General features: G+C 64.8%; 26 protein-coding genes. 2 read left to right on the forward strand and 24 right to left on the reverse strand.

The genetic code is table 11. The annotated features are described in order from the left end of the window. Nucleotides 1–48 precede the first annotated feature (48 nt). Entirely contained in the window at nt 49–531 is a 483-nt protein-coding gene (locus tag LK542_RS03985; protein WP_227810906.1) for a hypothetical protein, read from the forward strand. A 100-nt stretch (nt 532–631) separates the two neighbouring features. Continuing rightward, nucleotides 632–2554 carry a DUF885 domain-containing protein gene (locus LK542_RS03990; RefSeq protein WP_227810907.1) on the forward strand — a complete coding sequence of 641 codons (1923 nt, stop codon included), beginning with the start codon at nt 632–634 and terminating at the stop codon, nt 2552–2554. 72 nt (nt 2555–2626) lie between these two features. Here the strand turns inward: LK542_RS03990 and LK542_RS03995 are convergent, their stop codons facing one another. The 24 genes from LK542_RS03995 to mlaD form a co-directional block, all read right to left on the reverse strand. Continuing rightward, complete coding sequence (locus LK542_RS03995; RefSeq protein WP_227810908.1) at nt 2627–5455, reverse strand: pitrilysin family protein; 2829 nt, start codon at nt 5453–5455, stop codon at nt 2627–2629. 183 nt (nt 5456–5638) lie between these two features. Then, nucleotides 5639–6271, reverse strand: a complete 633-nt coding sequence (locus tag LK542_RS04000) for a hypothetical protein (RefSeq protein ID WP_227810909.1) — start codon at nt 6269–6271, stop codon at nt 5639–5641. A gap of 130 nt (nt 6272–6401) precedes the next feature. Continuing rightward, nucleotides 6402–7157 (reverse strand): twin-arginine translocase subunit TatC, encoded by a 756-nt coding sequence (tatC, locus tag LK542_RS04005; RefSeq protein WP_227810910.1) that lies wholly within the window; start codon nt 7155–7157, stop codon nt 6402–6404. Next, nucleotides 7158–7667 carry a Sec-independent protein translocase protein TatB gene (tatB, locus tag LK542_RS04010; protein WP_227801278.1) on the reverse strand — a complete coding sequence of 170 codons (510 nt, stop codon included), beginning with the start codon at nt 7665–7667 and terminating at the stop codon, nt 7158–7160. 9 nt (nt 7668–7676) lie between these two features. Beyond that, nucleotides 7677–7916, reverse strand: a complete 240-nt coding sequence (gene tatA / locus LK542_RS04015; protein ID WP_227801279.1) for a Sec-independent protein translocase subunit TatA — start codon at nt 7914–7916, stop codon at nt 7677–7679. Nucleotides 7917–8031: 115 nt separating this feature from the next. Beyond that, complete coding sequence (locus LK542_RS04020; RefSeq protein WP_227810911.1) at nt 8032–8406, reverse strand: histidine triad nucleotide-binding protein; 375 nt, start codon at nt 8404–8406, stop codon at nt 8032–8034. A gap of 134 nt (nt 8407–8540) precedes the next feature. After that, nucleotides 8541–8879 carry a phosphoribosyl-ATP diphosphatase gene (locus LK542_RS04025; RefSeq protein WP_227810912.1) on the reverse strand — a complete coding sequence of 113 codons (339 nt, stop codon included), beginning with the start codon at nt 8877–8879 and terminating at the stop codon, nt 8541–8543. Then, nucleotides 8876–9286: a phosphoribosyl-AMP cyclohydrolase gene (hisI, locus tag LK542_RS04030; protein WP_227801282.1), complete on the reverse strand. Its 411-nt coding sequence runs from the start codon at nt 9284–9286 to the stop codon at nt 8876–8878. Before hisI ends, LK542_RS04025 begins: the two co-directional genes overlap by 4 nt. A 2-nt stretch (nt 9287–9288) precedes the next feature. Then, nucleotides 9289–10050 (reverse strand): imidazole glycerol phosphate synthase subunit HisF, encoded by a 762-nt coding sequence (gene hisF / locus LK542_RS04035; RefSeq protein WP_227801283.1) that lies wholly within the window; start codon nt 10048–10050, stop codon nt 9289–9291. 158 nt (nt 10051–10208) lie between these two features. Further along, a complete protein-coding gene (hisA, locus tag LK542_RS04040; RefSeq protein WP_227810913.1) occupies nt 10209–10985 on the reverse strand; it encodes a 1-(5-phosphoribosyl)-5-[(5-phosphoribosylamino)methylideneamino]imidazole-4-carboxamide isomerase in 777 nt (258 codons plus the stop codon). Nucleotides 10986–11025: 40 nt separating this feature from the next. Then, nucleotides 11026–11667 carry an imidazole glycerol phosphate synthase subunit HisH gene (gene hisH, locus LK542_RS04045; protein WP_227810914.1) on the reverse strand — a complete coding sequence of 214 codons (642 nt, stop codon included), beginning with the start codon at nt 11665–11667 and terminating at the stop codon, nt 11026–11028. Between the two features lie 7 nt (nt 11668–11674). After that, a complete protein-coding gene (gene hisB / locus LK542_RS04050; RefSeq protein ID WP_227810915.1) occupies nt 11675–12265 on the reverse strand; it encodes an imidazoleglycerol-phosphate dehydratase HisB in 591 nt (196 codons plus the stop codon). Between the two features lie 56 nt (nt 12266–12321). Next, on the reverse strand, nt 12322–13413 hold the full coding sequence (gene hisC, locus LK542_RS04055) for a histidinol-phosphate transaminase (RefSeq protein ID WP_227810916.1): 1092 nt from the start codon (nt 13411–13413) through the stop codon (nt 12322–12324). After that, nucleotides 13410–14231, reverse strand: coding sequence for a site-specific DNA-methyltransferase (locus LK542_RS04060; protein ID WP_227810917.1), 822 nt, complete (start codon nt 14229–14231; stop codon nt 13410–13412). The genes hisC and LK542_RS04060 overlap by 4 nt, the downstream gene beginning before the upstream one ends. Then, nucleotides 14228–15547, reverse strand: a complete 1320-nt coding sequence (gene hisD, locus LK542_RS04065) for a histidinol dehydrogenase (RefSeq protein ID WP_227810918.1) — start codon at nt 15545–15547, stop codon at nt 14228–14230. Before hisD ends, LK542_RS04060 begins: the two co-directional genes overlap by 4 nt. Before the next feature lie 8 nt (nt 15548–15555). Then, nucleotides 15556–16230 (reverse strand): ATP phosphoribosyltransferase, encoded by a 675-nt coding sequence (hisG, locus tag LK542_RS04070; RefSeq protein WP_227801290.1) that lies wholly within the window; start codon nt 16228–16230, stop codon nt 15556–15558. Then, nucleotides 16230–17483 carry a UDP-N-acetylglucosamine 1-carboxyvinyltransferase gene (murA, locus tag LK542_RS04075; RefSeq protein WP_227801291.1) on the reverse strand — a complete coding sequence of 418 codons (1254 nt, stop codon included), beginning with the start codon at nt 17481–17483 and terminating at the stop codon, nt 16230–16232. Before murA ends, hisG begins: the two co-directional genes overlap by 1 nt. Before the next feature lie 3 nt (nt 17484–17486). After that, entirely contained in the window at nt 17487–17723 is a 237-nt protein-coding gene (locus LK542_RS04080; protein ID WP_227801292.1) for a BolA/IbaG family iron-sulfur metabolism protein, read from the reverse strand. A gap of 20 nt (nt 17724–17743) precedes the next feature. Then, nucleotides 17744–18511 carry an ABC transporter permease gene (locus LK542_RS04085; protein ID WP_227810919.1) on the reverse strand — a complete coding sequence of 256 codons (768 nt, stop codon included), beginning with the start codon at nt 18509–18511 and terminating at the stop codon, nt 17744–17746. Then, a complete protein-coding gene (locus LK542_RS04090; RefSeq protein ID WP_227810920.1) occupies nt 18508–19431 on the reverse strand; it encodes an ABC transporter ATP-binding protein in 924 nt (307 codons plus the stop codon). Before LK542_RS04090 ends, LK542_RS04085 begins: the two co-directional genes overlap by 4 nt. Before the next feature lie 154 nt (nt 19432–19585). Further along, on the reverse strand, nt 19586–19861 hold the full coding sequence (locus LK542_RS04095) for a lipid asymmetry maintenance protein MlaB (protein ID WP_227801295.1): 276 nt from the start codon (nt 19859–19861) through the stop codon (nt 19586–19588). Continuing rightward, nucleotides 19861–20493, reverse strand: coding sequence for a phospholipid-binding protein MlaC (locus LK542_RS04100; protein ID WP_227801296.1), 633 nt, complete (start codon nt 20491–20493; stop codon nt 19861–19863). Before LK542_RS04100 ends, LK542_RS04095 begins: the two co-directional genes overlap by 1 nt. A gap of 71 nt (nt 20494–20564) precedes the next feature. Continuing rightward, complete coding sequence (locus LK542_RS04105) at nt 20565–21398, reverse strand: VacJ family lipoprotein (protein WP_227810921.1); 834 nt, start codon at nt 21396–21398, stop codon at nt 20565–20567. Continuing rightward, nucleotides 21395–21868, reverse strand: a complete 474-nt coding sequence (gene mlaD, locus LK542_RS04110; RefSeq protein ID WP_227801298.1) for an outer membrane lipid asymmetry maintenance protein MlaD — start codon at nt 21866–21868, stop codon at nt 21395–21397. The genes LK542_RS04105 and mlaD overlap by 4 nt, the downstream gene beginning before the upstream one ends. Nucleotides 21869–21872 lie beyond the last annotated feature (4 nt).

Below are 21872 nucleotides of genomic sequence, written 5' to 3' on the forward strand. Positions count from 1 at the left end.
GGCACGGGCTCCATGTGATGATGCCGCTTTATTGAAGAGATAACACACATGGAACTGGACAAAGCGGCAAGGCCGGCGCAAGCCCGTGTCATCGGTGTCAAATCCTGGCTTGCCTACGCCGGCGTGCTTGCGCTGGCCGTGCTGCTGTTCTTCGTCGCGCTGCCGCTGGCCTTCCACTGGAACGAGATGGCGGCCGCCGGTGTGCTGGGTGCTTCGGCCCTGGTCGTCGGCTACCAGTTTCTTCAGGTGCGCAGCGTGCAGCTGTACTACGACGACGTCGGCGTCTGGGTCGTGTCGGGCGTGCTGCCGTGGGCGAAGGGCGTGCAAGGGGTGAAGTGGCGCGACATGGATGACGCCACCTACGTCAACGGTTTCGTCAGCTGGGCGACGCGCTCCTACACCGTGCGCATCGGGCACCGCTTTACCAAAGAGAGCGAGATCGTCCTGCACCACATCGCGCGCGGGCGCCAGGCTGTCGAAACGATCAATGCCATCCACCAGCAGATGATCCGCTCCGGCGCCGTCGATTAAGCAAACACTAAGTGTCGGAATGTTTCAGCGCCCCGCAAGCGGCCTGAATGGTGCTACTCTTCCGTGGCTCCGACCTTTTAATCCCTAGGGTTCGAACAGGATGATGAAAACGAAGATTGCGCTGGCCGTGCTGCTGGCGAGTTTCGCGCTGGCCCCCGCCAGCGCCAAGACCACCAAGCCCGCCAAGGGCAAGGCGAAAGCCGCCAAGGTGGTCAAATCGAAAACGAACAAGGCAAAGGCGCCGGTCAAGAAGTCCGGCAAGAAGACTGCGGTCGCCGCTGCCGCCGCGGCCACCGCAGTGGCCGCAGCACCGGTCGCCGCCGCACCTGTCGTTAACGCGAACGAGAAGCGCCTCGATCGCCGCTTCGATTCGATGAGCATGCAGTACCTGACCGCGCTGTGGCGCGTCGATCCGGAAGGCGGCATCTACGTCGGCAAGTTCGACCAGGCCGCCAACCTGACCATCCCCGACGCCGCGACGCGTGCGAAGAAGCTCGCCTTCGCCAACGAATGGCTCGACAAGTTCAACAAGCTCGACACCCGCCAGCTGTCGCCGCGCCAGCGCACCGACCTGGCCCTGCTGGTGAACAAGCTGGAAAAGGACCGCTGGAACCTGACGACCTGGCGCGAGTACGAGTGGAATCCCTCGCTGTACAACATCGCCCAGCCGCTCGACCTGATCCTCAGCACCGAGTACGCGGCCAAGCCGCAGCGCCTGCGCACCATCCTCAAGCGCCTGGCCAACGTGCCGGCCTACTACGAGGCGGCCCAGGCTTCGATCGTCAACCCGACCCGCGAGCACACCCAGCTCGCGATCGCGCAGGCGCCGGGCACCATTGCAGTGCTGGCCGACCTCGGCAAGGCGGCCCAGGAATCGATCCTGAACCAGCAGGAAAAGGCGATTTTCGCGCAGCGCATCGCCAACGCGGGCAGCGCGGTGCTGGCCTATGTCGACCACCTAACGGCGCTGGAAAAGAACGCCCAGGATGGGGCAGGCAAGCCGCGCCCCTTCCGCGCCGGGAAGGCACTGTACGAGCAGAAGTTCGCGCTCGAGATCCAGTCGTCCAGCAGCGCCGAACAGACCTTCCGCAAGGCGCTGGCCACGCGCGAAGAGCTGCTGGCCCGCATGGACAGCATCTCGGACGAGCTGTGGCCGCGCTACATGGCGGGCGTGAACAAGCCCCGCGACCGCTTCCAGAAGATCGGCATGATGATCAACAAGCTCTCCGAGCGCCACGTCGCGCGCGAGAACTTCCTGCCCGAGATCCGCCGCCAGATTCCGGCGCTGCACAAATTCGTCACCGAGAAGAATCTGCTCACGCTGGACGCCGACAAGCCGCTCGAGGTGCGCGAGACCCCGATGTACCAGCGCGGCGTGGCCGGCGCCAGCATCGACGCGCCCGGCCCCTACCGCCCGAAGGACAAGACTTATTACAACGTCACCCCGCTGGACGGCCTGAGCCCGGAACAGGCCGAGAGCAGCCTGCGCGAGTACAACGAGTGGATCCTGCAGATCCTGAACATCCACGAAGCGATCCCTGGCCACTACGCGCAGCTGGTGTACGCGAACCGTTCGCCCTCGCTGGTGAAGTCGCTGTTCGGGAACGGCGCCATGGTCGAGGGCTGGGCCGTCTACGGCGAACGCATGATGCTGGAGAACGGTTACGGCGACAACGCGCCCGAGATGTGGCTGATGTACTCGAAGTGGAACCTGCGCAGCGTCACCAACACCATCCTCGACTACAGCGTCCACGTGCTCGGCATGGGCCAGGCGGGTGCCATCGACCTGCTGACGCGCCAGGCCTTCCAGACCCGCCAGGAAGCCGACGAGAAGTGGCGCCGCGTGCAGCTCACTTCGGTGCAGCTGACCAGCTACTACAGCGGCTACGAGCAGATCATGGAGCTGCGCGAGCGCCGCCGCCAGCAGCTGGGCGATCGCTTCAACCTGAAGGAATTCCACGACCAGTTCCTCAGCTATGGCAATGCGCCGGTGAAGATGATTGCTGAACTGATGAATCAGTAAGCCAAGCACCAGCGCAAAAAAATGCCGGGACACGTGTCCCGGCTTTTTTTTGGCCGCTTGTTCTCTTGACGATCAGGCTTCGGGCTTGAGCACCATCTCCACGTAGCGTTCCCTGTCGAGGAAGCGTCTGGCCGCCGCCTGGACCTGCGCCGGAGTCACCGCGTCGAGGCGCCGTTCCACGGTCAGGATGTCGCGCGGATCGTCTCCCTCCAGCTCCGCACTTTCCAGGCGCTGCCTCCAGTAGCTGTTTTCCTTGACCGATTTGCGATAGGTCTGCAGCATCGCCTGTTTGGCCTTGTCCAGGTCGGCAGGCGCCGGCCCATTGTCCTGCAGCTCCGCGATCTCGGCCCACAGGGTGGATTCCAGCTTCTCGACGTTCTGCGGCGCGGTCGGCAGGCCGATCGAGACCGAGTAGGACGGACGCGGAATCCGCCCGTACTTGCCGACCGCCTCGCCGGCGTAGATCAACTGGTGGCGGTCGCGCAAGGCGGCTTTGATACGGATGTTCAGGACATCGATCATCGCCAGGAAGGCCATCGATTCGTCTTTCGAGTACGCGACGTCGCCGCCGAAATCGAAGGACACCACGCTCTTCTGTTCGGTGCCGGCACGGAATTCGCGCCTGGTCACGCCCGCCACCTGGCGGATGCCCGGGTCGCGGTACTGCAGCGGCAGCTCGCCCACCGGCAAGGTGGCGACCCAGGTCGCCAGCAAGGGCTTGATGGTGTCGACCTCGAAGTCGCCGACGAAGAAGAAGGTCATGCCCTTGGCACTGTCCATGCGCGAACGGAACAGGTCGAGCGTGCGGTCCATGTCCAGGCCGCGATAGTCTTCGGGACGGGCCCGCAGTTCGACGCGCGGGTGGCCGCCGTACACGGCCTGGTTGCGCGCATCGCCAAAGCGCGCCTCGGGCATGCTCGCCCGGGTCAGCGCCAGCTCCGCATTGGTATTCACGAAGCTGCGGAATGTCGCCTTGTCGCGGCGCGGCGCCGTCATCGCCAGATAGTTCAGCTGCAGCAGCGTCTCCAGGTCGGCGCCGTTGACGCCTCCGTGCACATGATCGGCATAGCCGCTCATGCCAGTGTTGAAGCTGAGGTTCTTCCCGGCGAGGATGCGGCGCAGGTCGGACTGGCTGTGCGGACCGGCGCCCATGACGCTGTTCAGTGCGCCGGCGAAGCGCAGCGCATGCCTGTCGGCGTCGGCAAACAGCATTTGTCCCCCCGGGCGGGCAGCCGACATCTGCACGCTGTCCTTGCTGAACGGCGTCGGCTTGAGCACCACCTTCACGCCGTTCGACAGCACCAGGCGGGTGACGCCGAGCTCCTTGTCCTCGACTTGCGCGACGATGGCGCCGGGCTCGGGTTTCTTTACCGCCAGCTGGGTGGGCACGGCCTTGTCCACGCTCATCCGCCTGGTGGCCGTCAGGGCCGTTTGCACCGTGGCGAGCAGTTGCGCGCCGGTCGGCGCCGGCTGGGCCGTGCCGGTGGTGTAGAGCAGCATACGCGGACCTTCTGCCGGGATGATCGTCCTGGCGTAGGCATTGACTTCATCCAGCGTCACGCCGGGCACCCAGGTGCGGACGTATCCGATCTCCTGTTCGATGCCGAGCAGGGGTTCGCCGGCCAGGAAGTGGCGCTGGTAGTCCTCCACCACGGCCCTGGAGCTGCGCGTGTCGCGCGCCAGGTACTGGTGTTCGTACCTGGCCATGAAGCTGCGCTTGGCCAGGTCGAGCTCGGACTCGGAAAAGCCGAACTGCCGCACGCGCTGGTTTTCGCCCACCAGGACATCGATGGCCTGGTGCACCCCCGCCGGGCCGATCGCGGCGGTGGCGGCATACATGCGCTGGTTGGCCCCGAAGGGCATCGGCATCTCGCCGGCGAAGCCGTTCTGCACGGGCTGGCGCGCCATGCGCGCGCCCATCAGTTGCGCGAACAGGCGGCGCACCAGCCCGTCGCGGTATTCCCCGGCGGTGGCCGACGGCGCGCGCCGGTAGGTGGCGTAGACAAGCTGCAGATTACTGCCCGGAGCCTCCCGGTCGGCGTAGACCAGCGCATTGGGTTCGCCGAGCGGCGGCAAGGGGAACTGCGGACGCGGACGCGGCGACGCGGGCATCTTCAACTGGCCGAAGCGCTGGCGCACCATCCGCTCGGTCGCGTCCGGGTCGATGTCGCCGACCACGATCACCGCCATCAGGTCGGGCCGGTACCAGTCGCGGTAGAAGCGCCGCAGCGCCTCTGGACGGTTGGTGGCGATCGATTCCTCGGTGCCGATCGCCAGGCGATCTTTGTACCGGGAACCGTTGGCCAGCGTCGGCAGGGTCGCATCGCGGGTCCGATTGACGTAGCCGTAGCGCAGCCGCTTTTCCTCGAGAATGATCTTGCGCTCGTCTTCGATGGCCTCGTCGGTCATGGTCACGCCATGCGCCCAGTCTTCCAGGATCAGCAGCCCTTTGCCGAGGTTCTCCGGCTTGTCGGTTGGAAGCGGCAATATGTAGTAGGTCGAATCGAAGCCGGTGAAGGCGTTCAGGTCGGCGCCGGCACGCATCCCGATCGACTGCAGGTAGGCCTTCAGTTCCTGCTTCCTGAAATGGGTGCTGCCGTTGAAGGCCAGGTGTTCGACGAAGTGGGCGGCGCCGCGCTGGTCGTCGTCCTCCAGGATCGAACCGGCATTCAGGACCAGGCGCAGCTCGACGCGTTGCGCCGGCGTCGCGTTTTTCTGGATGTAGTAGCTCAGGCCGTTGGCCAGCTTGCCCATCCGGAGTTGCGGATCGACCGGCAAGGGATCGCCGGGCGCGGGGGCGGCGGACAGGGAAACGACGCAGGCGGCGCAGGCCAGCAGCGCCCTGCCGAGCTTGAAGAAAATGGCGAAGGACTGGGAGGATGAGAACAGTGGCGTCGACATGTGATTGATCCAGTATGTATGCGGATGCTGCACATCCCAACTAGTACAGCGATGCAATCTTCACATGATTGTTACTTTACTTCCAGCAATGATGTCGAGGAAGCGCCAAACGATCCCGGCGGCATAGCATGACGCGACCGGACGCGCTGTGACGTTGTGAACAGGCGACAGCAGCTCAGGCGTTCAGTCGGCGCGGCCGACCGCGATGCTCACGCTGCCGCCCTGCCTGGTCGCGGTGGAGACGACGCCGTTCTCGTGCAGCCGCACGCGCGCACCGGGCGCAATGCCGGGATAGCGCGGCATCGCCTGGTAGTCACTGTAGTAGGCGATCCAGCGCACGGTGGGATACAGGTGGTGATGCTGGCGTTCCGCCTCCTGCAGCAGCTGCGAGGCCAGGCTGACGAGGGCGAGCGCGCCGGTCATGTGGCCGGCGGCCATGGCCACGGCGCGCAGCGGCTTGCGCAGCAGGCTGCGGGCGAAGAACAGGAGCTGGAACACGAGCGCGGCGATGCCGGTCGCGACGGTGGCGGCGAGCGCCATGGCGGGCAGGTAGCAGGCCAGGGCCACGAAGCCCACGGTCAGGTCGAAATCCTGGGGCGGCAGGCCGGTTGCGGCCGCGACGACGTGGCGTGCGATCGCCAGCGACACCAGCAGGAGAAAGGCGTGGATGACGGCCAGCGCGAGCTTGCCGGGCCGCCGTTGCAGAAAGCCGAGCACGACGGGTTGCAGCCACAGGGCGAAGCCGGCGGCGAAGCCCGCCGTCGCAATGGTGGAGCACAGCTCGCGCGCCGTTTCCTGGCCGGGAGCGGCAAGCATCAGCAGGACCGCGAAGGCGAGCGGCAGGCTGAAGACCAGATAGCATTGGGCCGTGCGGTCCAGCGCCTGGAAGGAGTGCAGTAGCCGGCGCGCGCCGTTCATGCCTTCAGCATGGGCGCGGGCCGGCATCTCAGGCCGTTTCTTCCGGCGCCCGGGTCATGCGCGCGAACATCGGCGCAACGATCAATCCCAGTTCGTAGAGCAGGCACATCGGAATGGCCAGCGCTAGCTGGCTGACCACGTCCGGCGGCGTGACGATGGCGGCAATGACGAAGGCGCCGACGATCACATAGGAGCGCACTTCGCGCAGCTTCTCGATGCTGACGATCCCCATGCGCACCAGGATCACCACCACCACCGGCACTTCAAACGTCGCGCCGAAGGCCAGGCACATCGACATGACGAAGTCGAGGTAGTTCTCGATGTCCGGCGTGACCGCGATCGAGGCCGGGGCAAATTCGCCGATGAAGTGGAACACACGCCCGAACACGAAGAAGTAGCAGAAGGCCACGCCGCCAATGAACAGCAGCGATGACGAGATCACCAGCGGCAGCACCAGGCGCTTCTCGTGCGCATACAGGCCGGGCGCGACGAAGGCCCACAGCTGGTAGAACACCCAGGGCAGCGACAGGATGAAGGCCAGCAGCAGCGTGACTTTCATCGGCACCAGGAAGGGCGAGACGACGCCGGTGGCGATCATCTTGGCGCCGGGCGGCAGCGAAGCGATCATCGGCGCGGCCAACAGGTCGTAGACCTGCGCGGGTCCTGGCCAGATGAACAGGGCTGCGCAGGCAATGGCGATCCCGATCGACGCCTTGACCAGGCGGTCACGCAGTTCGACGAGGTGGGAAATGAAGGTTTCTTCGCCTGCGGCTTCTTCGGTCATTTAGAAAAACGAACTCTTTGATTTGCTGGAGCCGGGGCGAAACTTGCGCACGCGCGCGGCGCCCGACAGCACATGGGTCTTGCCGCCGTGGCGATGCTTGTACCAGCTCGGGACGGCGGAGGTGCGCACCAGTTTCTTGCGGCGGAAGTCGCGCGCCTTGCGCTCGATGTCGGTGGTGCTGACGTAGGAATGGGTCGACGACGTGGTGGAAGAAGACGCGTGTTCCCTGCCGTCCCACAGCGCCTCGACCTCGTCGACGTGGCTGGACATGGACTGCTCGACATCGGCCTTGAACGAAGCTGCGCTCTCGTGCACTTCCTTGTGCAGGTTGCGCAGTTCGTCGAGCTCGATTTCGCGGCTGACCTCGGACTTGACGTCGTGCAGGTAGCGCTGGGCGCGCCCGTACAGGGTGCCTGCCATGCGCGCCACCTTCGGCAGCTTTTCAGGGCCGATCACGATCAGCGCGACAACGCCGATGATCGCCAGTTTCGACAGTCCGAGATCGATCATGCCCGGATATTATTGACGGGTTTTGTCGCGGGCTTCCACGTCGATGGTGGACTTGTCGGCAACTTGCTGCGGTGGCTGGGTGCTCGAGGCGTTCGGATGCGCCTTGTCTTCCTCGCCCTTCACGCCATCCTTGAAACCCTTGACGGCTTTACCGAGGTCGCCACCGATATTGCTGATTTTCTTGGTGCCAAAAATCAGCATCACGACGACCAGGACAATCACCCAGTGCCAAATACTCATCGAACCCATGTTTATCTCCTAGCGAGGCGCTGCGCGCCTGTATATCGGGAAAGCGTACGTTTCAGTATACGCCATGCGGGGCATCTTGCCCCGATTAAAAGTTAAGGGCAGCCCCGGTAACGCATCAGGTGCCGAGACCGCGCCACGGGCGCTTGCCGCCGTACACGTGCAGATGCAGGTGATAGACCTCCTGCCCGCCGTCCGGTCCGCTGTTGATCAGGGTCTTGAAGCCACCGCTGCGGCCGCCATTGCCATCGGACTCCACTGCAACACCGTGCTCTTGCGCCAGCTTGGGCGCCAGCGCCAGCATCTTGCCCAGCACCGCGGCGTGCTCCATGCCGCAGTCCGAAAGCGTGTCCACGTGCTGCTTCGGGATCACCAGGAGGTGCACCGGGGCAGCCGGGTTGATGTCCTTGAAGGCCAGCACGTCATCGTCTTCGTAGACGACGCTGGCCGGGATCTGCTTCACGACGATCTTGCAAAAAATGCAGTTGTCCATCTTGTCTCCGGATGTTCCCTTACAGCCTTGTGATTCGAAAGCCCGTGCATGCTACCGGCGCCGCATGACATCGGTATGACGGCGACAGCCCGATTATGACACCGTCCGCCCACACCGCAAGCATGAGTGGGCACTTACTCTTTGCGCGATGCCTTCTCGGCGATCCCCGACAGGCCCTCGCGCCGCGCCAGTTCGTCGATCACCTGCTGCGGGCTGAGGCCGAATTGGGACAGCAGCACCATGGTGTGGAACCACAGGTCGGCCGTCTCATAGAGCACCTTGGAAGCGTCGCCCGAGACGCGCGCGTCCTTGGCGGCCATCACGGTTTCGGTGGCTTCCTCGCCGATCTTCTTCAGGATCGCATCGTCGCCCTTGCTGAACAGCTTGGCGACGTAGGAAGTTGCAGGGTCGCCGCCCTGTTCGGGCTTGCGCGACTCGATCACGGCCGCGACGCGGGCCAGGATTTCGCTCATGGGTGTTTCTTGTTGGAAGAGTAGATGGTGTCGGGGTCTTGCAGCACGGGTTCCACCGCCTGCCAGTCCTCGCCGTCGAGCTTTTGGAAGAAGCAGGAGTGGCGCCCGGTGTGGCAGGCGATCCCGCCCTTCTGCTCGATCTTGAGCAGCACGACGTCTTCGTCGCAGTCGAGGCGGATCTCCAGCACCTTCTGGGTATGGCCGGACTCTTCGCCCTTGTGCCACAGCTTCTTGCGCGAACGGCTCCAGTAGACGGCTTCGCCCAGCTCCACCGTCTTCGCCAGCGCTTCGCGGTTCATCCAGGCGAACATCAGGATGTCGCCGCTCGACGCTTCCTGGGCGATCACCGGCACCAGGCCGTGTTCGTCCCAGCGCACCTTGTTCAGCCACTTTGCACTGGTCGGCATGTTCACTCCAGGCGCATCGGGATGCCGCGTTCGCGCATGAAGCGCTTGGCCTCACCGACCGTGTGCTGTCCGTAATGGAAGATGCTGGCGGCCAGCACCGCGTCGGCGTGGCCCTCGAGGATGCCGTCGGCCAGGTCCTGCAAGCCGCCCACGCCGCCGGAAGCGATCACGGGGATGCCGACCGCGTCGGATACGGCGCGGGTGAGGCCCAGGTCGAAGCCGGACTTGGTGCCGTCGCGGTCCATCGAGGTGAGCAGCAGCTCGCCGGCGCCCAGGCGTTCCATGTTCTGCGCCCATTCGACGGCATCCAGGCCGGTGGCATTGCGCCCGCCATGGGTGAAGACTTCCCATTTTCCGGGTGCGACCTGCTTGGCGTCGATCGCCACCACGATGCACTGCGAACCGTGCTTCTGGGAGGCGTCGAACACCAGCTGCGGGTTGGTGACGGCCGAGGTGTTCATGGACACCTTGTCGGCGCCGGCATTGAGCAGGCGCCGCACGTCCTCGACCTTGCGCACGCCGCCACCGACGGTGAGCGGAATGAACACGGTGGACGCCACGGCTTCGATGATTGGCAGGATCAGGTCGCGGCCGTCGCTGGAAGCGGTGATGTCGAGGAAGGTGATCTCGTCGGCGCCTTGTCCGTCATAGCGGCGCGCGATTTCCACCGGGTCGCCGGCATCGCGCAGCTCGGTGAAGTTGACGCCCTTGACCACACGGCCGCCGGTGACGTCGAGGCAGGGGATGATGCGTTTTGCGAGCATAGAATTCTAGCGTTGGCTTATGCACGTCATCCCGGCGAAGGCCGGGATCCAATTTGCTTGAGCAGTCGAACCGCACGCAGAACTTGGGTCCCGGCCAAGGGGGACGCCTAGTCCCGGGACGACGGTCTTAGGGCTGGTGGCCGTGACCACCCTTGCCTTTACGCTTGCGCTCCCTCAGTGAGTTCATCCGCACGTTCCTGCGCCGAGGTCAGGTCGAGCGTGCCTTCGTAGATCGAACGGCCGCAGATGACGCCCTCGATGCCTTCGTCCTGCACGGCGCACAGCGCTTCGACGTCGGCCAGGTTGTGCACGCCGCCCGAGGCGATGACCGGGATTTTCACGGCTTGCGCCAGCTTGACGGTCGCTTCGATGTTCACGCCGGCCATCATGCCGTCGCGGCCGATGTCGGTGTAGACGATCGACTCGACGCCGTAGCCTTCGAACTTCTTGGCCAGGTCGATGACTTCGTGGCCCGACATCTTGCTCCAGCCGTCGGTCGCGACCTTGCCGTCCTTGGCGTCCAGGCCGACGATGATCGCGCCCGGGAAGGCGCCGCAGGCGTCGTGCAGGAAGCCCGGGTTCTTCACGGCGGCGGTGCCGACGATGATGTAGGTGATGCCGTCATCCAGGTAGCGCTCGATGGTGTCGAGGTCGCGGATGCCGCCGCCCAGCTGGACCGGGATCTCGTCGATGCCCATCTCTTCGGCGTAGTCCTGCACGGTTTTCAGGATCGACTTGATCGCTTCCTCGTTCTTCGGCTTGCCCGCGAACGCGCCGTTCAGGTCGACCAGGTGCAGCCGGCGCGCGCCCTTCTTCAGCCAGTGCAGCGCCATTTCGGCGGGGTCTTCGGAAAACACGGTGGCGAGGTCCATGTCGCCCTGTTTCAGGCGAACGCAGTGACCGTCTTTCAGGTCGATGGCAGGGATCAGCAGCATGGTCGTTGTCGGTTGGTTGACGGCGGGTTAAAAGTAAAACTCACGGGTTCCAGTGGATGAAATTGCGGTACAGGCGCAGCCCGGCGGCGGCGCTCTTCTCGGGGTGGAACTGGGTGGCGACCAGGTTGTCGCGGGCGACGGCGCAGGTGTACATGCCGCCGTAGTCGGCTTCGCCGATGGTGTCGTCACGGTTTTCGGGCGCGGCGTAGTAGCTGTGCACGAAGTAGAAATACGCGCCGTCCTCGACGCCATCCCACAGCGGATGGGCACGGGTCTGGCGTACGCGGTTCCAGCCCATCTGCGGCACCTTGAAGCGCGAGCCGTCGCTCTGCAGTTTTCCATCCAGCTGGAAGCGCACGACGCGGCCCGGCAACAGGCCCAGGCCCGGCGTGCCCTCGTTCTCTTCGCTCGCGTCGAACAGCATCTGCTCGCCGACGCACACGCCCATCACCGGGCGCGTCTTCACGGCGCGCAGCAGGGCGTCTTCGGCGCCGGATTCGCGCAGGCTGCGCATGCAGTCGCGCATGGCGCCCTGTCCCGGCAGCACGATGCGGTCGGCCGCATCGATGTCTTCGGCCCGGTTCGACACCAGGATGTCGGCCTCGGGCGCGGCAGCGCGCAGCGCCTGCGCCACCGAGCGCAGGTTCCCCAGGCCATCGACCACCACAATCTTGTTCGTCATGGTCTGCTTACAGGCTGCCTTTGGTCGAAGGGATGATGCCGGCGGCGCGCTCGTCCAGCGCGGTCGCCATGCGCAGGGCGCGGCCAAAGGCCTTGAACACGGTTTCGCACTGGTGGTGGGCGTTCACGCCGCGCAGGTTGTCGATGTGCAGGGTCACGCCGGCGTGGTTCACGAAGCCGCGGAAGAATTCGCCCGTCAGGTCGACATCGAAAGTACCGATCATGGCGCGCGTCCATGGGATATGCATCTCCAGGCCGGGACGGCCCGAGAAATCGATGACCACGCGCGACAGCGCTTCGTCCAGCGGCACGTAGGAGTGTCCGTAGCGCACCATGCCCTTCTTGTCGCCCACCGCCTTGGCCACCGCCATGCCGAGGGTGATGCCGGTGTCCTCGACCGTATGGTGGGCGTCGATGTGCAAGTCGCCGACGGCTTCGACTTCGAGGTCGATCATGCCGTGACGCGCGATCTGGTCGAGCATGTGGTCGAGGAAGGGCACGCCGGTATTGAGCTTCTGGCGGCCGGTGCCGTCGAGGTTGATCGAGACGCGGATCTGCGTCTCGTTGGTGTTGCGCGTGATGTCGGCGGTGCGGGTCATTGCTGGTACTCGTCGGTGCGGCCTCTCCCGGGAGAGGGAGATGCGGCCGCAGCTATTTATAGGGACGCTTTCAGGGCATTCAGGAATGCGGTGTTTTCTTCTGGAGTACTGACCGTGACGCGGATGCAGTTGGCCAGCATCTTGTCCATTTTACCCAAATTCTTGATCAGCACCTTTCCGTCGCGCAGATCGGCACACGCCTTGTCGGCATCCGGTACGCGCAGCGCGATGAAATTCGCAGCCGATGGAAACACTTCGACTCCCGGCAGCGCCGCCAGTTCGGTCGCCAGGCGCGACCGCTCGGCATTGAGCAGCTCTGCCTGGCGGTCGAGCACGTCGAGGTGGTCGAGTGCGAACTCGGCCGCCACCTGGGTCAGCACGTTGACGTTGTAGGGCGGACGCACCTTCTCGAACTGCTCCAGCAGTTTGGGGTCGCCCGACAGGTAGCCGAGGCGGATGCCGGCCAGGCCCAGCTTGGACAGGGTGCGCATCACGACCAGGTTCGGGAATTCCGGCAGGCGGCCCATGAAGCTCTTCTTGGCGAAGGGCTGGTAGGCCTCGTCCACCACCGCGATGCCGGTCTCGCCCAGGGCACGGATGATGGCCGTCATGTCGTTCTCATCGAACAGGTTGCCGGTCGGGTTGTTCGGATAGGCCAGGAACACCAGCGAGGGCTGGTGCGTTTGAATCGCGGCCAGCATGGCGGGCAGGTCGAGCGAGAAGTCGGATTTCACCGGCACGCCGACGAAGTCGGCGCCCGCGAACTGGGCCGAGCGCGCGAACATCACGAAGGCCGGGGTCGGCGCCATCACCACGGCGCGCTTGCCATCCTGGCGTGCGATGGCGGTCGCCATGATCGAGATGAGCTCGTCCGAGCCGTTGCCGAGCAGCACGTCATAGCCGGCGGGAACGCCAAGGCCTTTGCAGATCTTCCCCTTGAGGGTGGCGTAGGACGCGACCGGGTAGCGGTTCAGCGCGGCATCAGCCAGGCGCTGGCCCAGTTCGGCGCGCAGTTCGCTTGGTAATTGGTAGGGGTTTTCCATCGCGTCGAGCTTGATGTAGCCGCTCGCATCCGGCACGAAATAGCTGGCGATGTTGCGGACGTCTTCGCGGATGGTGTTGTCGATCAGCGTGTCGATCATGCTCATGCGGTTTCCTCGTTCAGGGGGCTGCTCTTTGCGGCGGCCTTGCGTTTTTTTCCGGCCACCGGGACCTCGGGCGCGGCCAGGCGCTCGCGGATGATGTCGCAGTAGGCGGGGTTCAGTTCGAAGCCGGTGAAGTGGCGCCCGGCCTGGCGCGCGGCGATGGCCGTGGTGCCGCTGCCCATGAAGGGGTCGAGCACGATGCCGCCCGGCGGGCAGGAGGCTTTCACCATGCGCTCGATGATCTCGAGCGGCTTCTGGGTCGGATGGTCGGCCCGTTCCGGATGTTCGCGGTGCAGGCGCGAGACGCTCCACACGTCCTTCGGGTTGTAGCCCACCTCTAACCACTTGGCGCCGATGAAGATCGAGCGCGAACGCGCCTTTTTCGTTTCGGCGTCATACGGGATGCGCACGGCGTCGAGGTCGAAGAAGTAATCCTTGCGGTTCACGAAAAAACCGATGGTGTCGTGCACCGACGAGAAGCTGCGCACGCTGCCGCCCATCGAGGGCACGCGGCGGTCCCAGATGATCTCGTTCATCATCGTCATGCGCTTCTTGAGCATGACGAAGATCTCGGGCGCGAAGCGCCAGGTGAGGAAGATGTACAGGCTGCCGTTGGGCTTGAGCTTGGGCAGCACGGCGTCGATCCACTCCTCGGTCCAGGCAAGGTAGGCCTCGACGCTCTGCTGGTCGGACGCGTTGCCGTAGTCCTTGCCCAGGTTGTAGGGCGGGTCGGTGAGGATCAGGTCGATGGAAGCGTCCGGGATGCGCGCCAAACCCGTCAGCGCATCCTCGCAGAACACCTGGTCGACCCAGGTACTCATGATTTGATACGAAGCTCTGCGCTGCGGGCGTGCGCCTGCAGGCCTTCGCCGTAGGCCAGTTCGGCCGCCACCTTGCCGAGCGTCTGGGCGCCCTGCTCGCTCACCTGGATCACGGACGAGCGCTTCTGGAAATCATAGACGCCCAGCGGCGACGAGAAGCGCGCGGTGCGCGAGGTCGGCAGCACGTGGTTCGGGCCGCAGCAGTAGTCGCCCAGCGATTCGGACGAGAAGCGGCCCAGGAACATGGCGCCGGCGTGGCGAATCCTGTCCGCCCACTTCAGCGGGTCCTCGGCCGAGATTTCCAGGTGCTCGGCCGCGATGGCGTTGGCGATCTCGCAAGCCTCTTCCATGTCGCGCACCTTCACCAGGGCGCCGCGGTCGCTGAGCGAAGTCGTGATCGTCGCGGCGCGCGGCATGGTGGGCAGCAGCTTGTGGATGCTCTGTTCCACGCGCGCGATGTAGTCGGCATCGGGGCACAGCAGGATGGCCTGGGCCAGCTCGTCGTGTTCGGCCTGCGAGAACAGGTCCATCGCCACCCAGTCCGGATTGGTCGTGCCGTCGCACAGCACCAGGATCTCGGACGGGCCGGCGATCATGTCGATGCCGACCACGCCGAACACGCGGCGCTTGGCCGCGGCCACATAGGCGTTGCCCGGGCCGACGATCTTGTCGACGGGCGGGATGGTCTCGGTGCCGTAGGCCAGCGCGCCGACGGCCTGGGCGCCGCCGATGGTGATCACGCGGGTCACGCCGGCGATGGCGGCGGCGGCCAGCACCATCTGGTTCTTCACGCCATCGGGAGTCGGCACTACCATCACGATTTCCTGCACGCCGGCCACCTTGGCGGGAATCGCGTTCATCAAGACGGAGGACGGATAGGTCGCCTTGCCGCCCGGGACGTAGATGCCGACGCGGTCGAGCGGCGTCACGCGCTGGCCCAGCACGGTGCCGTCAGGCTCGGTAAAAGTAAAACCGTTCAGTTCCTGCTTCTGGCGTTCGTGGAAGACGCGGATGCGCTCGGCCGCGGTGCGCAACGCAGTGCGCTGGGCGTCCGGGATCGAGGCCAATGCGGCGTCCAGTTCTTCCTGTTTCACGTCGAAGGCCGCCATCGAGCTGGCGCCGCCGTTCGGGATGCGATCAAAACGGTTCGTGTATTCGAGCACGGCAGCATCACCGCGATGCTTCACGTCCGCCAGGATCTTCGCGACGCTCGATTCGATGGCGTCGTCGGTCTCCGCTTCGAACGCCAGCAGGGCGTCGAGGGTCGGTTTGAAATCCGGTGCGGTGGAATCGAGCTTGCGGATCTGTACTGCCATGATGTGCTTCAGCCTTTTGCTAGCGACGCCTGCTGGAAGGCGTCGAGGATCGGTTGCAGGCGCTCGCGCTTGAGCTTGAGCGCGGCCTGGTTGACCACCAGGCGCGAGGAAATGTCCATGATCTTTTCGACTTCGACCAGGTTGTTGGCGCGCAGGGTGCCGCCGGTCGAGACCACGTCGACGATGGCGTCGGACAGCCCGACCAGGGGCGCCAGTTCCATCGAGCCGTACAGCTTGATCAGGTCGACGTGCACGCCCTTGCTGGCGAAGTGCTCGCGCGCGGTGTTGACGAACTTGGTCGCCACGCGCAGGCGCGCACCCTGGCGCACCGCGTTCTCGTAGTCGAAGCCGGCATTCACCGCCACCGACATGCGGCAGCAGGCGATGCGCAGGTCGATCGGCTGGTACAGGCCTTCGCCGCCATGCTCGAGCAGCACGTCCTTGCCGGCCACGCCGAAGTCGGCCGCGCCGTGCTGGACATAGGTCGGCACGTCGCTGGCGCGCACGATCAGCACGCGCACGCCCGGGTCGTTGGTCGGCAGGATCAGCTTGCGGGAGGTTTCCGGATTCTCGGTGACGGTGATGCCTGCCGCCGCGAGCAGCGGCAGGGTGTCCTCGAAAATGCGGCCCTTGGAGAGGGCCAGGATCAGGCCCGGCTCTCCGGATGTACTGGGAATAGTCATTACTTGATGCGCACGATGTCGGCACCGACGGCCGAAAGTTTCACTTCCATGCGGTCGTAGCCGCGGTCGAGGTGGTAGATGCGGTCGACCAGGGTCGTGCCTTCGGCCGCCATGCCGGCGATGACCAGCGAGGCCGAGGCGCGCAGGTCGGTCGCCATCACCGGCGCGCCGACCAGGCGGTCCACACCCTTGATGAAGGCGGTATTGCCCTCGGTCGAGATCTGGGCGCCCAGGCGGTTCATCTCCTGCACGTGCATGAAGCGGTTTTCAAAAATGGTCTCGGTGACGCGGCTCGGGCCGTCGGCCAGGATGTTCACGGCCATGAACTGGGCCTGCATGTCGGTCGGGAAGCCCGGGTATTCCGTGGTGCGGAAGGACACCGGGTGCGGGCGGCCGTCCATGCGGGCGCGGATGGTGTCCGTGCCGACGTCGAGCTGCAGGCCGATCTCGCGCAGCTTGTCGAGCGCCACGTCGAAGATGTCGGTGCGGGTGTTGCGCAGCACGATGTCGCCGCCGGTGGCCGCCACGGCGCACAGGAAAGTCGCCGCTTCGATACGGTCCGAGATCACTGCGTGGCTGGCGCCGTGCAGCGACTCCACGCCCTGGATCACCAGGCGGTCGGTGCCGATGCCCTCGATCTTCGCGCCCATCGACGCCAAGAGGTTGGCCAGGTCGGTCACTTCCGGCTCGCGCGCGGCGTTTTCCAGCACGGTCTCGCCTTCCGCCAGCGTCGCCGCCATCAGCAGGTTCTCGGTGCCGGTCACGGTGATCATGTCGGTATGGATGCGCGCGCCCTTCAGCTTGCCGTTGGTCTTGGCATAGATGTAGCCACCTTCGATCGTGATCTCGGCGCCCATCTGGCGCAGGCCCTTGATGTGCTGGTCGACGGGACGCGAGCCGATTGCGCAGCCGCCCGGCAGCGACACCTTGGCCTGGCCGAAGCGGGCCAGCAGCGGTCCCAGTACCAGGATCGAGGCGCGCATGGTCTTCACCAGCTCATAGGGCGCTTCGAGCGAGGTGATGTTCGAACCGTTCAGGGTGACGCGTTCGTCGTCCTGAGTCACCTTGAGGCCGGTCTGCTCGAGCAGCTTGAGGATGGTGCGCACGTCGTGCAGGCGCGGCACGTTCGACAGTTCGAGGTCGCCGCCGGTCAACAGGCCGGCGCACAGGATGGGCAGGGCCGCGTTCTTGGCGCCGGAAACCGGGATCTCGCCGTTCAGGCGCTTGCCGCCGACAATCTGGAGCTTATCCATAGATTAACCTTGGTACTCGTCAGGGGTGAGGGTTTTCATCGACAGCGCGTGGATTTCCTCGCGCATGCGGTCGCCGAGCGCGGCGTACACCAGCTGGTGGCGCTGGATCGGGCGCTTGCCGGCGAAGGCTGGCGAGACGATGACGGCGGTGAAATGCTGGCCGTCGCCTTCCACCTCGAGGTGGGTGCATTCGAGGCCGGCGCTGATGTAGCCGTGGATCAGTTCGGGGGTTGTCGACACGAGGGACTCCAGTGAATTCTTTAGTGGCGTAGCTTGTAGCCGCGCTTGAGCATATTGACCGCGATGGCCGCCAGCACCACCAGGAACACCGACACGATGGCCAGGCTGGTCCAGGGCGAGACGTCGGACTTGCCGAAGAACCCATAGCGGAACCCGTCAATCATATAAAAGAACGGGTTGAAATGCGAGACCGCGAGCCAGAACGGCGGCAGTTTTTGGATGGAATAGAACACCCCGGCCAGGAAGGTGGCCGGCATGATCAGGAAGTTCTGGAAAGCGGCCAGCTGGTCGAACTTCTCGGCCCAGATGCCGGCGATGACGCCCATGGTGCCGAGAATGGCCGCGCCCAGGAAGGCGAACACCACGATCCACAGCGGCGCCACGAAGCTCAGGTGGGCAAACCAGGCGGTGATCACGAACACGCCGAAGCCGACCGCCAGCCCGCGCAGGATCGACGCGGCGATGTAGGCCGACAGGATTTCGGCATGCGATAGCGGCGGCAGCAGGATGAACACCAGGTTGCCGGTGATCTTGGACTGGATCAGCGACGACGACGAGTTGGCGAAGGCGTTCTGCAGCACGCTCATCATCACCAGGCCGGGAATCAGGAAGGAGGTATAGCTGACGCCTTCCAGCATCTCGACCCGGCCGTCCAGCACGTGGCCGAAGATCAGCAGGTAGAGCATGGCGGTGACGACCGGCGCCGCGATGGTCTGGGTTGCCACCTTCCAGAAGCGCAGCGACTCCTTGTAGAACAGGGTGCGGAAACCCACGGAGAACAGGTTCATTGCGGGCCTCCCGGTTGTTTGTCGCCCACGACCTGCAGGAAGATGTCTTCCAGGTCGGCCTGCTCCAGCTGCATCTCGTCGATCACGGCGCCGTGCACGCGCAGGCTGGCCAGGATCGGCTCGACCTCGTTGACGTCGTTCACGCGCAGGGTATAGCGGTTGCCGTTCACGTGCTCATCGTGCGAGACCAGGTGGCGCAGGCCTTCGGGCAGGTCGCCGCTCTTCAGGTTCACCACCAGCTGCGAGCCTGACACGCGGCGCAGCAGGGCCGACATGGTATCCAGCGCCACCACCTCGCCGAGCTTCAGCATGGCGACGCGCTGGCACATGGCCTGGGCTTCTTCCAGGTAGTGGGTGGTCAGCACCACGGTGTGGCCTTCGCGGTTCAGGCGCGAGATGAACTTCCACAGGGTCTGGCGCAGTTCGACGTCGACGCCGGCGGTCGGCTCGTCCAGCACGATCACCGGCGGCTTGTGCACCAGCGCCTGGGCCACCAGCACGCGCCGCTTCATGCCGCCCGACAGGGCGCGCATGTTGACGTCGGCCTTGTTGGTGAGATCGAGGTTGTGCATCACCTCGTCGATCCAGGCGTCGTTGTTCCTGATCCCGAAGTAGCCCGACTGCAGGCGCAGGGTTTCGCGCACGGTGAAGAAGGGATCGAACACCAGTTCCTGCGGCACCACGCCAAGGCGCTTGCGCGCTTCGCGGAAGTCGGTGACCACGTCGTGGCCATGGATGGTGATGTTGCCGACGTCCGGGCGGATCAGGCCGGCCACGGTGGAGATCAGGGTGGTCTTGCCGGCGCCGTTGGGGCCGAGAAGGCCGAAGAACTCGCCTTCCTCGATGGTCAGGGAAACGCCCTTCAGGGCCTTGAAGCCCTTGTAGCTTTTCTCGACGCTGTTAATCTGGATCGCTGTCATTCTTGTTCGGAAGGGATGGCGCGGGCGCGCCAGGCCGTGCGGGTGAAACGGCCCATTATAGGTGAAATCAAGAATGCAAGAGGCTGGCGGAAAAAAACCAGCGCGTGAGAGAGACGCGCGGCCGGACCGATATGGTCCGGCCGGGGGAACAGCATCAGGATTGCGACAGCAGGCCGTCCACGCCGTACAGCGCGGCCAGCTTTTGCACGTTCTCGGGAACGTTGATAAAACTGAGGCGCTGGCCGGCGGCGCGCGCACGGCGCTGCCAGGCCAGCAGTACCGCCACGCCGGACGAGTCGGCGGCGCTGACGCCGCCGAGGTCGAACACGGTTTCGCCGGCGGCGATCGCAGCAATGCCCTGCTCCAGCGCGCCGCTGGCGCTCTGGAAGGTCAAGGCATCGAGCGAGAGCATCGTATTGGCTTCGGCCATTATTTCGGGGCCTTCAGCGGCTTGGATGCCAGCTGGGCGTTACGCTCGGCCAGGCTCTTGATCAGGCCATCGATGCCGCTCTTGCCGATCTGGCTGGCGAAGGTGCCCTTGTAGGTCTCGACCAGCCAGGCGCCCAGCACGTTGATGTCGTAGATCTTCCAGCCCTGCGGGCCATTGGCCAGGCGGTAGTTCAGGGTGATCGGCTCGCCGCGGGCGACGTTCACCTGCGAACGCACCTCGACGTCGGTGGCGCCGGCTTCAGCACGCATCGGCTTGAACTCGACGGTTTCGTTCTTGATGGTCGACAGCGCGCCCGAGTAGGTGTAGACCAGCAGGGTGGTGAATTCCTTGGTCAGGGCCTTCTGCTGCTCCGGAGTGGCCTGGCGCCAGAAGCGGCCGGCTGCCTGCTGGGTCATCTTTTCGGTATCGACGTGCGGCAGGATCTTGGAGTTCACGAGATCCATGATCTTGTTGCGGTTGCCGGCCTGGATGTCCTTGTCGGCCTTCACGGTGTCGATGACGTCGGCGCTGATGCGCTTGACCAGCGCGTCAGGGGCTTCCGCGGCGATGGCCGAGGTGGCAAAGGCGATGGTGGCGGTAGCGGCTGCGATCAGTTGAATGACTGGTTTCATGTGTCGTTTTCCTTTGTCGGTGGGGCTGCGCCGTACTATTGCCGGCGCGGCATATCCCCGGTTAACTCTTCTTAAGGCTTCTCGGATGACACCGGTTGTGTAACCGTTTGTGAACCGGCCGGCTTGTCGGCGGACGCTTTGCCGGCCGGGTCTGCCGCGGGTTCGGCGTTGCTGGTGGCCGCATCGGCCGGTGCATCGGCCTCATCCGCTTGGCGCGGCACATTGCCGTCGTAGACCTGGCTCTGGCGGCGCTGCATGTAGCCGTCGCGGATGAACTCGTAGCGGTCCAGCGCGGCGTCCTCCAGCAGGCCCGAGGCATCCAGCAGCTGGGCGCGCTTGTCGACGACGCGCACGCCGGCGCCGATGTTGCGCCAGTTGGCCGGTTCCTTGTACTTCCAGATGTCGCCGCCGATGTCGGCCGGCAGCGCCGCGGTGTCACGCACCGTAGATGGGCCCAGGATCGGCAACATCAAGAAGGGACCGCTCGGGACGCCCCAGGTACCCAGGGTCTGGCCGAAATCCTCGTTATGCTTCGGGATGCCGGCTTCCGAGGCGATGTCGAGCAGGCCGAAGATGCCGAAGGTCGAGTTGACGGCGACACGGGTGACGTCGCCCATGCCGGCCTGGCCCTTGCCTTGCAGCAGGTTGTTGACCGCGCTCCAGGCATCGGACAGGTTGCCGAAGAAGTTGCCTACACCAGTTTGCACGAAGCTCGGCGTCACGTTCTTGTAGGCGGTGGCGGTCGGCTTCAGCACGGTACGGTCGACCGCATCGTTGAAGCGGAACACGGTACGGTTATAGCCTTCCAGCGGATCCTGCGGATTGGTGGTGGCGCAGCCGGTCAGCAGCAGCGCGGCGGCGAGTGCCGCCAGGCCGTGTACACGGGGATATGGCATGTGTTTCATTCACTACCTTCCTTTCCTTCAGCGGCCTTGCTATAGATAAATTGATTAATCAAGTCTTCCAGCACCGTCGCCGACTGGGTACGGGCGATGCGGTCGCCATCCACCAGGTTCTTGGTGTCGCCGCCCGGTTCGATGCCGATGTACTGCTCACCCAACAAGCCGGCAGTCAAGATCTTGAGCGAACTGTCTTTGGGGAATTTATAGCCTGGCTCCATATCGAGGCGCACGAGCGCCTGGTAAGTCTTGTCGTCGAAGGTAATTTCCCCCACGCGGCCGACCACCACGCCGGCGCTCTTCACCGGTGCCTGCGGCTTGAGGCCGCCGATGTTGTCGAACTTGCCGGTCACGGCGTAGGTCTTGCTGAACGAAATCGTGCTCATGTTGCCTGCCTGCAGGGCCAGGAACAGCAGCGAGGCCATGCCCAGCAGGACAAACAGGCCAACCCAGACGTCGATAGTTTTGCGATGCATACGA

It is taken from the genome of Massilia sp. IC2-477 (assembly GCF_020707265.1).
GTDB lineage: Bacteria > Pseudomonadota > Gammaproteobacteria > Burkholderiales > Burkholderiaceae_D > Telluria.

Excerpts from the sequence above, each read along its gene's own strand:
- hisH (WP_227810914.1), bottom strand. The coding sequence starts at position 11,667 with ATGACGAACAAGATTGTGGTGGTCGATGGCCTGGGGAACCTGCGCTCG.
- LK542_RS04105 (WP_227810921.1), bottom strand. The coding sequence starts at position 21,398 with ATGAAACACATGCCATATCCCCGTGTACACGGCCTGGCGGCACTCGCC.
- LK542_RS03995 (WP_227810908.1), bottom strand. The coding sequence starts at position 5,455 with ATGTCGACGCCACTGTTCTCATCCTCCCAGTCCTTCGCCATTTTCTTC.
- LK542_RS04090 (WP_227810920.1), bottom strand. The coding sequence starts at position 19,431 with ATGACAGCGATCCAGATTAACAGCGTCGAGAAAAGCTACAAGGGCTTC.
- hisG (WP_227801290.1), bottom strand. The coding sequence starts at position 16,230 with ATGACTATTCCCAGTACATCCGGAGAGCCGGGCCTGATCCTGGCCCTC.
- hisI (WP_227801282.1), bottom strand. The coding sequence starts at position 9,286 with ATGCCGACCAGTGCAAAGTGGCTGAACAAGGTGCGCTGGGACGAACAC.
- hisD (WP_227810918.1), bottom strand. The coding sequence starts at position 15,547 with ATGGCAGTACAGATCCGCAAGCTCGATTCCACCGCACCGGATTTCAAA.
- hisF (WP_227801283.1), bottom strand. The coding sequence starts at position 10,050 with ATGCTCGCAAAACGCATCATCCCCTGCCTCGACGTCACCGGCGGCCGT.
- LK542_RS04000 (WP_227810909.1), bottom strand. The coding sequence starts at position 6,271 with ATGCTTGCCGCTCCCGGCCAGGAAACGGCGCGCGAGCTGTGCTCCACC.
- LK542_RS04025 (WP_227810912.1), bottom strand. The coding sequence starts at position 8,879 with ATGAGCGAAATCCTGGCCCGCGTCGCGGCCGTGATCGAGTCGCGCAAG.
- LK542_RS04095 (WP_227801295.1), bottom strand. The coding sequence starts at position 19,861 with ATGGCCGAAGCCAATACGATGCTCTCGCTCGATGCCTTGACCTTCCAG.
- LK542_RS03985 (WP_227810906.1), top strand. The coding sequence starts at position 49 with ATGGAACTGGACAAAGCGGCAAGGCCGGCGCAAGCCCGTGTCATCGGT.
- LK542_RS04020 (WP_227810911.1), bottom strand. The coding sequence starts at position 8,406 with ATGGACAACTGCATTTTTTGCAAGATCGTCGTGAAGCAGATCCCGGCC.
- tatA (WP_227801279.1), bottom strand. The coding sequence starts at position 7,916 with ATGGGTTCGATGAGTATTTGGCACTGGGTGATTGTCCTGGTCGTCGTG.
- mlaD (WP_227801298.1), bottom strand. The coding sequence starts at position 21,868 with ATGCATCGCAAAACTATCGACGTCTGGGTTGGCCTGTTTGTCCTGCTG.
- tatC (WP_227810910.1), bottom strand. The coding sequence starts at position 7,157 with ATGACCGAAGAAGCCGCAGGCGAAGAAACCTTCATTTCCCACCTCGTC.
- LK542_RS04100 (WP_227801296.1), bottom strand. The coding sequence starts at position 20,493 with ATGAAACCAGTCATTCAACTGATCGCAGCCGCTACCGCCACCATCGCC.
- murA (WP_227801291.1), bottom strand. The coding sequence starts at position 17,483 with ATGGATAAGCTCCAGATTGTCGGCGGCAAGCGCCTGAACGGCGAGATC.
- LK542_RS03990 (WP_227810907.1), top strand. The coding sequence starts at position 632 with ATGATGAAAACGAAGATTGCGCTGGCCGTGCTGCTGGCGAGTTTCGCG.
- tatB (WP_227801278.1), bottom strand. The coding sequence starts at position 7,667 with ATGATCGATCTCGGACTGTCGAAACTGGCGATCATCGGCGTTGTCGCG.
- hisA (WP_227810913.1), bottom strand. The coding sequence starts at position 10,985 with ATGCTGCTGATCCCTGCCATCGACCTGAAAGACGGTCACTGCGTTCGC.
- LK542_RS04085 (WP_227810919.1), bottom strand. The coding sequence starts at position 18,511 with ATGAACCTGTTCTCCGTGGGTTTCCGCACCCTGTTCTACAAGGAGTCG.
- hisC (WP_227810916.1), bottom strand. The coding sequence starts at position 13,413 with ATGAGCATGATCGACACGCTGATCGACAACACCATCCGCGAAGACGTC.
- LK542_RS04060 (WP_227810917.1), bottom strand. The coding sequence starts at position 14,231 with ATGAGTACCTGGGTCGACCAGGTGTTCTGCGAGGATGCGCTGACGGGT.
- hisB (WP_227810915.1), bottom strand. The coding sequence starts at position 12,265 with ATGACCCGCACCGCCGACATCACGCGCAACACCAACGAGACGCAGATC.